General features: G+C 58.1%; 4 protein-coding genes. 1 reads left to right on the top strand and 3 read right to left on the bottom strand.

Annotated features, from left to right (window positions below; genetic code table 11):
- Positions 1-87: 87 nt before the first annotated feature.
- From VGP75_RS12355 to VGP75_RS12345, 3 genes are read right to left on the bottom strand one after another with little or no spacing between them, the layout of a single operon-like run.
- Complete coding sequence (locus VGP75_RS12355) at positions 88-3,024, bottom strand: sarcosine oxidase subunit alpha family protein (RefSeq protein WP_327543958.1); 2,937 nt, start codon at positions 3,022-3,024, stop codon at positions 88-90.
- Positions 3,021-3,284, bottom strand: a complete 264-nt coding sequence (locus VGP75_RS12350; protein ID WP_327543957.1) for a sarcosine oxidase subunit delta — start codon at positions 3,282-3,284, stop codon at positions 3,021-3,023. Before VGP75_RS12350 ends, VGP75_RS12355 begins: the two co-directional genes overlap by 4 nt.
- Positions 3,285-3,337: 53 nt before the next feature.
- Positions 3,338-4,591: a sarcosine oxidase subunit beta family protein gene (locus tag VGP75_RS12345; RefSeq protein WP_327543956.1), complete on the bottom strand. Its 1,254-nt coding sequence runs from the start codon at positions 4,589-4,591 to the stop codon at positions 3,338-3,340.
- A gap of 440 nt (positions 4,592-5,031) precedes the next feature.
- Here VGP75_RS12345 and VGP75_RS12340 point away from each other — a divergent pair.
- Positions 5,032-5,819: Tad domain-containing protein (locus tag VGP75_RS12340; RefSeq protein ID WP_327543955.1), on the top strand; the 788-nt coding region annotated here is incomplete at its 3' end.

Below are 5,819 nucleotides of genomic sequence, written 5' to 3'. Positions count from 1 at the left end.
ATCAAACACGCAGGCAAAACCTCCACCACCTCAACCCCGCCATGGGCCAGCGGCAACAGCCCCGCACAGGGCGTCAATGCAATCAGACTAGCCACGGGCACGCCCTCCGGTGGGATCAAAGAATACAGGATCGCAGACCTTGACCTCTTCGCTGATCCCCCGCAAATGATCACGCAGTTTGATCACCTCGCCGTGGCGGGCACGGCCATTCTCCAAAAAACCCAGCGCCAGATAAGTCGCAAACGTCGGCGAATAACACACCGAGGTCACATACCCCTGACTGTTCTCCCGCGTCTCTGCGGCCGCACGCGCAAACAAATGCGCTCCTGCGGTTAACGCGTGATCGCCGCCTTTGGCACGCAAGCCCACCAATTGCTGCCGTTCGGCGCCAAGAAGGCCCGGACGGGCCGCCGCGGCCTTCCCGATACAGTCTTTTTGGGCGTTGATCATCCGTTCCATCCCGAGATCATATGCGGTCGTGCGCCCGTGCATTTCGGCATGCGTGATGAACCCCTTCTCGATGCGCAGCACATTGAGGGCTTCCATCCCGTAGGGCCCGCCACCCAGAACCTCTGCCTGCGCTACGAGGATGCGAAACAGGCTCTCGCCATAACGCGCCGGCACCGCGATCTCATAGGCATGTTCGCCCGAAAACGAGATCCGGAACAAACGCCCCGCGACACCGCCGACACGGACCGCGCCACAGGCCATGAACGGCCAGCTTTCATCATCAAGCGCCTGTTCCAGTACCGTATTCAGCAAAACACGCGCCTGCGGCCCCGCCACCGCAAACTGCGCCCATTGCTCGGTGACAGAGATCACCGTGGCATCCAGATCAGGGCGCAAAACCTGCAAGACAAACGCCAGATGCCGCATCACCTGACCGGCCGCAGCCGTGGTTGTCGTCATCACAAAATGCGTCTCGCCGAGGCGCGCTGTGGTGCCGTCATCCATGACATGACCGTCCTCGCGCAGCATCAACCCGTAGCGCACGCGCCCGACCTTCAGGGTCGAAAACATATTGGTATAGACAAAATCCAGCAGTGCTGCGGCATCCGGCCCCTGAATGTCGATCTTGCCAAGGGTCGACACATCACAAACTCCGACCGCATTGCGCACATAGCCCACTTCGCGGTCGCAGGACTGTCGCCAATGGCTTTCATCTTTCAACGGGAAATAGCTCGGACGATACCAGAGCCCTGCCTCGATCATCGGCACACCCCGCGCGACACTTGCCTGATGCGAAGTCGTGAACCGCTGCGGCGCAAATCCCTTGCCCTGACTGCCTGCCCCCATCGCGGCAATCGGCACAGGCACATAAGGCGGGCGGAACGTGGTCGTGCCTGTCTCGGGGATCCCCCTGCCGGTGGCATCCGCCAGGACCGCAAGTGCAACCACATTTGACGACTTGCCCTGATCCGGCGCCATCCCCTGCGTCGTATAGCGCTTCATATGCTCGACCGAGCGGAAGTTCTCTTGCGCGGCCAGTTTGATATCCTTCACGTGGACATCGTTCTGGAAATCAATCCATTTGCGCCCCTTGCCGGGCACAGCCCAAAGCGGCGTGACAGAATAGGCCGCATCATCAGCAACAGGGACCGTCACCTTGGGTTTCAACCCAAGGCCCCTTGCAACCTGCGCTGCCACCTCTGCCGCTGCGCTCAAACATCCTGCCGTACTGAAAGTCCCGTTGCAGGCCCCCGCTGTCACCAGCCCCGGAATACTGTCAGGTGTCGGCACAAAAGAGGCGATCTCTTCATTCCATGTTGGCCGCCCGTTCATATGACAGGTCAGATGGACCGTCGGGTTCCACCCCCCCGACATCGCCAGACAGTCCGTCCGGATCGTCCGCGTACCACCTTTGTGGCTTATCGTGATGCTTTGCAGGCCATGACGGCCCCGCGTGCCGATCACCTGCGCGCCGGTGTAAACGGGATAGTCACCCCCAAGTGTCACATCGTCACGATTATCCATCACGACAGTCTCGACGTCACGGCTATCAATCACAGCAACCACCTTCACACCGGCCACCGCCAGATCACGGGCCGTACGGTAGACATCATCATTATTGCCAAAGACCGCGATTGCCTTGCCGGGAACCACGCCCCAGCGATTGACATAGGCACGCACGGCGCTCGCCATCATGATCCCGGGCCGGTCGTTGTTGGGAAAGGCAATCGGACGCTCCAAAGCACCGGCACAGAGGATCGCCCGTTTGGCCACGATGCGCCAAAAACACGCCACCGGTTTGCCCGCTTTGGGCGGCCCCGCGACACGCTCAAGCGCGCCATAGGTACCCTGGTCATAGGCCCCCGTGACCGTTGTGCGGGTCATCAGACGGACATTCGGCATCGCATCAAGTTCCACCAGCACCTCGGCCACCCACTCCCTGGCGGGTCTGCTGTCGATCTGCTCGTGCTCGCGCAGCAACCGACCGCCCATTGCGGTATCTTCATCCGCAAGGATCACATCGGCCCCCGCGCGCGCGGAGGTCAAAGCCGCCATCAGACCCGCCGGTCCCGCACCAATGACAAGCACATCACAAAAGGCAAAGGCCTTTTCATAAGTGTCCGCATTATGCGCGCCATCAAGCGCCCCCAGTCCGGCAGCACGCCGGATCACAGGCTCATAGAGTTTTTCCCAAAAACTGCGCGGCCACATGAAGGTCTTGTAATAAAAACCTGCCGCCAAAAACGGCGACAGCACATCATTCACAGCCATCAGATCATAGCGCAGCGACGGCCATGCGTTCTGGGACCAGACCTCCAACCCCGCGGCCACCTCCAACGTGGTCGCGCGCACGTTGGGTTCGGCCTGCGCGCCACGCCCTACGGTGACCAGTGCGTTCTGTTCCTCTGATCCCGCCGACATCACCCCGCGCGGGCGGTGATATTTGAACGACCGCCCCACCAGCTTGATCCCATTCGCCAAGAGCGCCGCCGCCACAGGCTCACCCGGCACGCCTTTGATCCGCCGCCCGTCGAAGGTGAAATCCACGGTCTGTTCTGGGGCTTGCAATCTCATCTGTGCGACCGCTCGGCCAAAGCGGTGTCAAGCACCGTATGGGTCACCGTATTCCGCGTGACCACCACCCAAGCCCCGCACCCCGCCTCATGGAACCACAGATCGCGCGTATCGCCTGCGGGATTATCGCGGTTGTGCAGATAATCATCCCAGGCTTCCAACCCCGCATCAGGTGCAGGACGCGACAACGCCACAGCATCACCCTGATAGTAGAATTCCCTGCGGTCACGTTCGCCGCAATTGGGACATGTGATCCTCATGCTATGCGCATCCCATCATCTTGCCATAAATACTCAAAACCCCATGCCAGCCTCTAGTGCAGGTTGTGCTGAGAGCCGGTGCCCTCTTCATCCATCAAACCCGCACCGGACCGGAACCGGTCCAACCGGAACTTTGCCGCAGGCGCGTGATGCTGACCGGTCGCCATCAGATGCGCAAAGCTGAACCCCGATCCGGGTACAGCCTTGAACCCGCCGTAGCACCAGCCACAATCGATAAAGAGCCCCTCCGTCGGTGTCTTGTCGATAATGGGCGATCCATCCGGCGTCATATCCATGATCCCGCCCCAGGAACGCAGCACCTTTGCCTTGCCGATCATCGGCATCAGGGTCATCGCCGCATCCATCACATGCTCTTTCATCGGCAGGTTCCCCCTTGCTGCATAAGAGGCGTAAAAATCAATATCGCCGCCAAAAACCAGACCGCCTTTGTCGGACTGGCTGATGTAGAAATGGCCCATCCCGAAGCTGACGACGTGGTCGATGACGGGCTTCAACCCTTCCGTCACAAAAGCCTGCAAAACATGGCTTTCTATGGGCAATCGCATCCCCGCCATCGCCGCCACCTGGCTGGACCGGCCGGCCACCACAATGCCCACTTTCTTGGCCCTGATCGCCCCGCGCGTGGTCTGCACGCCTTTCACGACACCGCCCTCGATATCAATGCCCGTGACCTCGCAATTCTGGATGATATCAACGCCGCGCTGATCCGCGCCGCGCGCATAGCCCCAAGCCACCGCATCATGGCGCGCCGTGCCACCGCGCGGGTGGTAAAGGCCGCCATAGATCGGAAAACGGACGTTTTCGAAATCAAGATAAGGCAGATGTGCGCGCACGCCGTCTTGGTCGAGCAGGATCGCATCGTCACCCTGGTTGATCATCGCGTTACCCCGGCGCGCAAAGGCATCGCGCTGGCCGTCGGAATGGAACAGATTGATCAACCCGCGCTGCGAATGCATGACGTTGTAGTTGAGATCACGCTCCATGGTTTCCCACATTTTCAAAGAGTGCGAATAGAACTCCGAGTTGCCGGGCAAAAAGTAATTTGCGCGGACAATCGTCGTGTTTCTCCCGACATTTCCACCCCCGATATAGCCCTTTTCCAGCACCGCGATATTTGTCATCCCGTGCTCTTTGGCCAGATAAAACGCAGTCGAAAGCCCGTGCCCACCGCCACCGATGATGATCGCGTCGTACTCCGCCTTGGGTGCGGGATCGCGCCAAACCGGCTTCCAGCCTTTCTGGCCGAACAGCCCTTCTTTGATCACGCGAAAGCCGGAATATCCCATGCCGCATCCCTTCTGGTTCTGGGTGAGCCTAGCAAGGGGCAAGACCCGTTGCATATCTTCTTTTCGACGCAGCGACGCCGGCCAGCGACCTCATGGCGCAGGCATTGCAAAAACACCTCCGCACAAAGGGCAGTGAAAACGTTCAAAAACTGGATTATTTCGCGCAAAAACGATTCGCTGTTCAGACGACGACTGACTAAAACAACGTAAATTTATTGCTATTTTTGTGTGCTTTTGGCCGCACATGTCCACCTACTGTTTCCGAAAAAATTACAGTCCGCACTGAAACATTGCACTGTATCAACCATGATACGACCCATTAGGCGCGCCACCGCAGCACGCCATTTTTTTGCCACATCAAAATGCTGGATGTGGTAATAAGTATGAGTTTAAAGTCTGCCGGTGCCATATTGATGCGCCAAATGCCTGGGGATCTGACGATGTTGAATTTTAAGAACCGTAAAAACAAGCTTAAAAAGCTGCAAGATACGCGCCGTGCCTACCTTGAACAACTGGCTTTCATTCGCCAGTTCAAGAAAGACGAAGACGGTGGTCTTATTGTTCTGACGCTTCTCCTTTTGATTTCGATGCTGGTTGTGGGCGGCATGGCCGTCGATTTCATGCGTTTTGAATCCGAGCGGACCAAGCTGCAAAGCGTGTCGGACCGCGCAGTTCTTGCTGCTGCAAACCTGAATCAAGAGCGCGATGCAGGGGCCGTCCTGACAGATTTCTTCGCCGCCGAAGGCTATGCGAACGCGATCGTCGGTGAGCCGTTCATCGAAAAAACCGCAAACGGGAGTGAAATCAGGCTTTCATCCCAGATAGACATGGATACCTTCTACCTGCGCCTGATCGGCATGGACACTTTGACGGCACCGGCCACCGCGAGCGCGATCGAAGGGACCGGCAATGTTGAGGTATCTCTTGTCCTCGATATTTCAGGTTCGATGGGGATTTTGATGGATGGCCCGATTTATCGCCGTGATGCAAATGGTGATCCGATCCGTGATAGCGATGGCAATATCCTGACTGACGAAGGCACGGAAACGCGGATGTTCTTTCTTCAGCAGGCGGCAAACCAGTTTATCGAAGACCTGTTGCTACCTGAATATGAGGACCGTGTCTCAATCAACCTGATTGCTTATTCGCAGCATGTCCGCTTGCGCGACGATCTCTATATGGCGCTGAGGACCACGCCTGACTCAATCAGTGAGAACAATGTCATTGG

Origin of the sequence: Yoonia sp., assembly GCF_036007805.1 — a bacterium.
GTDB lineage: Bacteria > Pseudomonadota > Alphaproteobacteria > Rhodobacterales > Rhodobacteraceae > Yoonia.
This window is presented reverse-complemented; position numbering and strand designations above follow the sequence as displayed.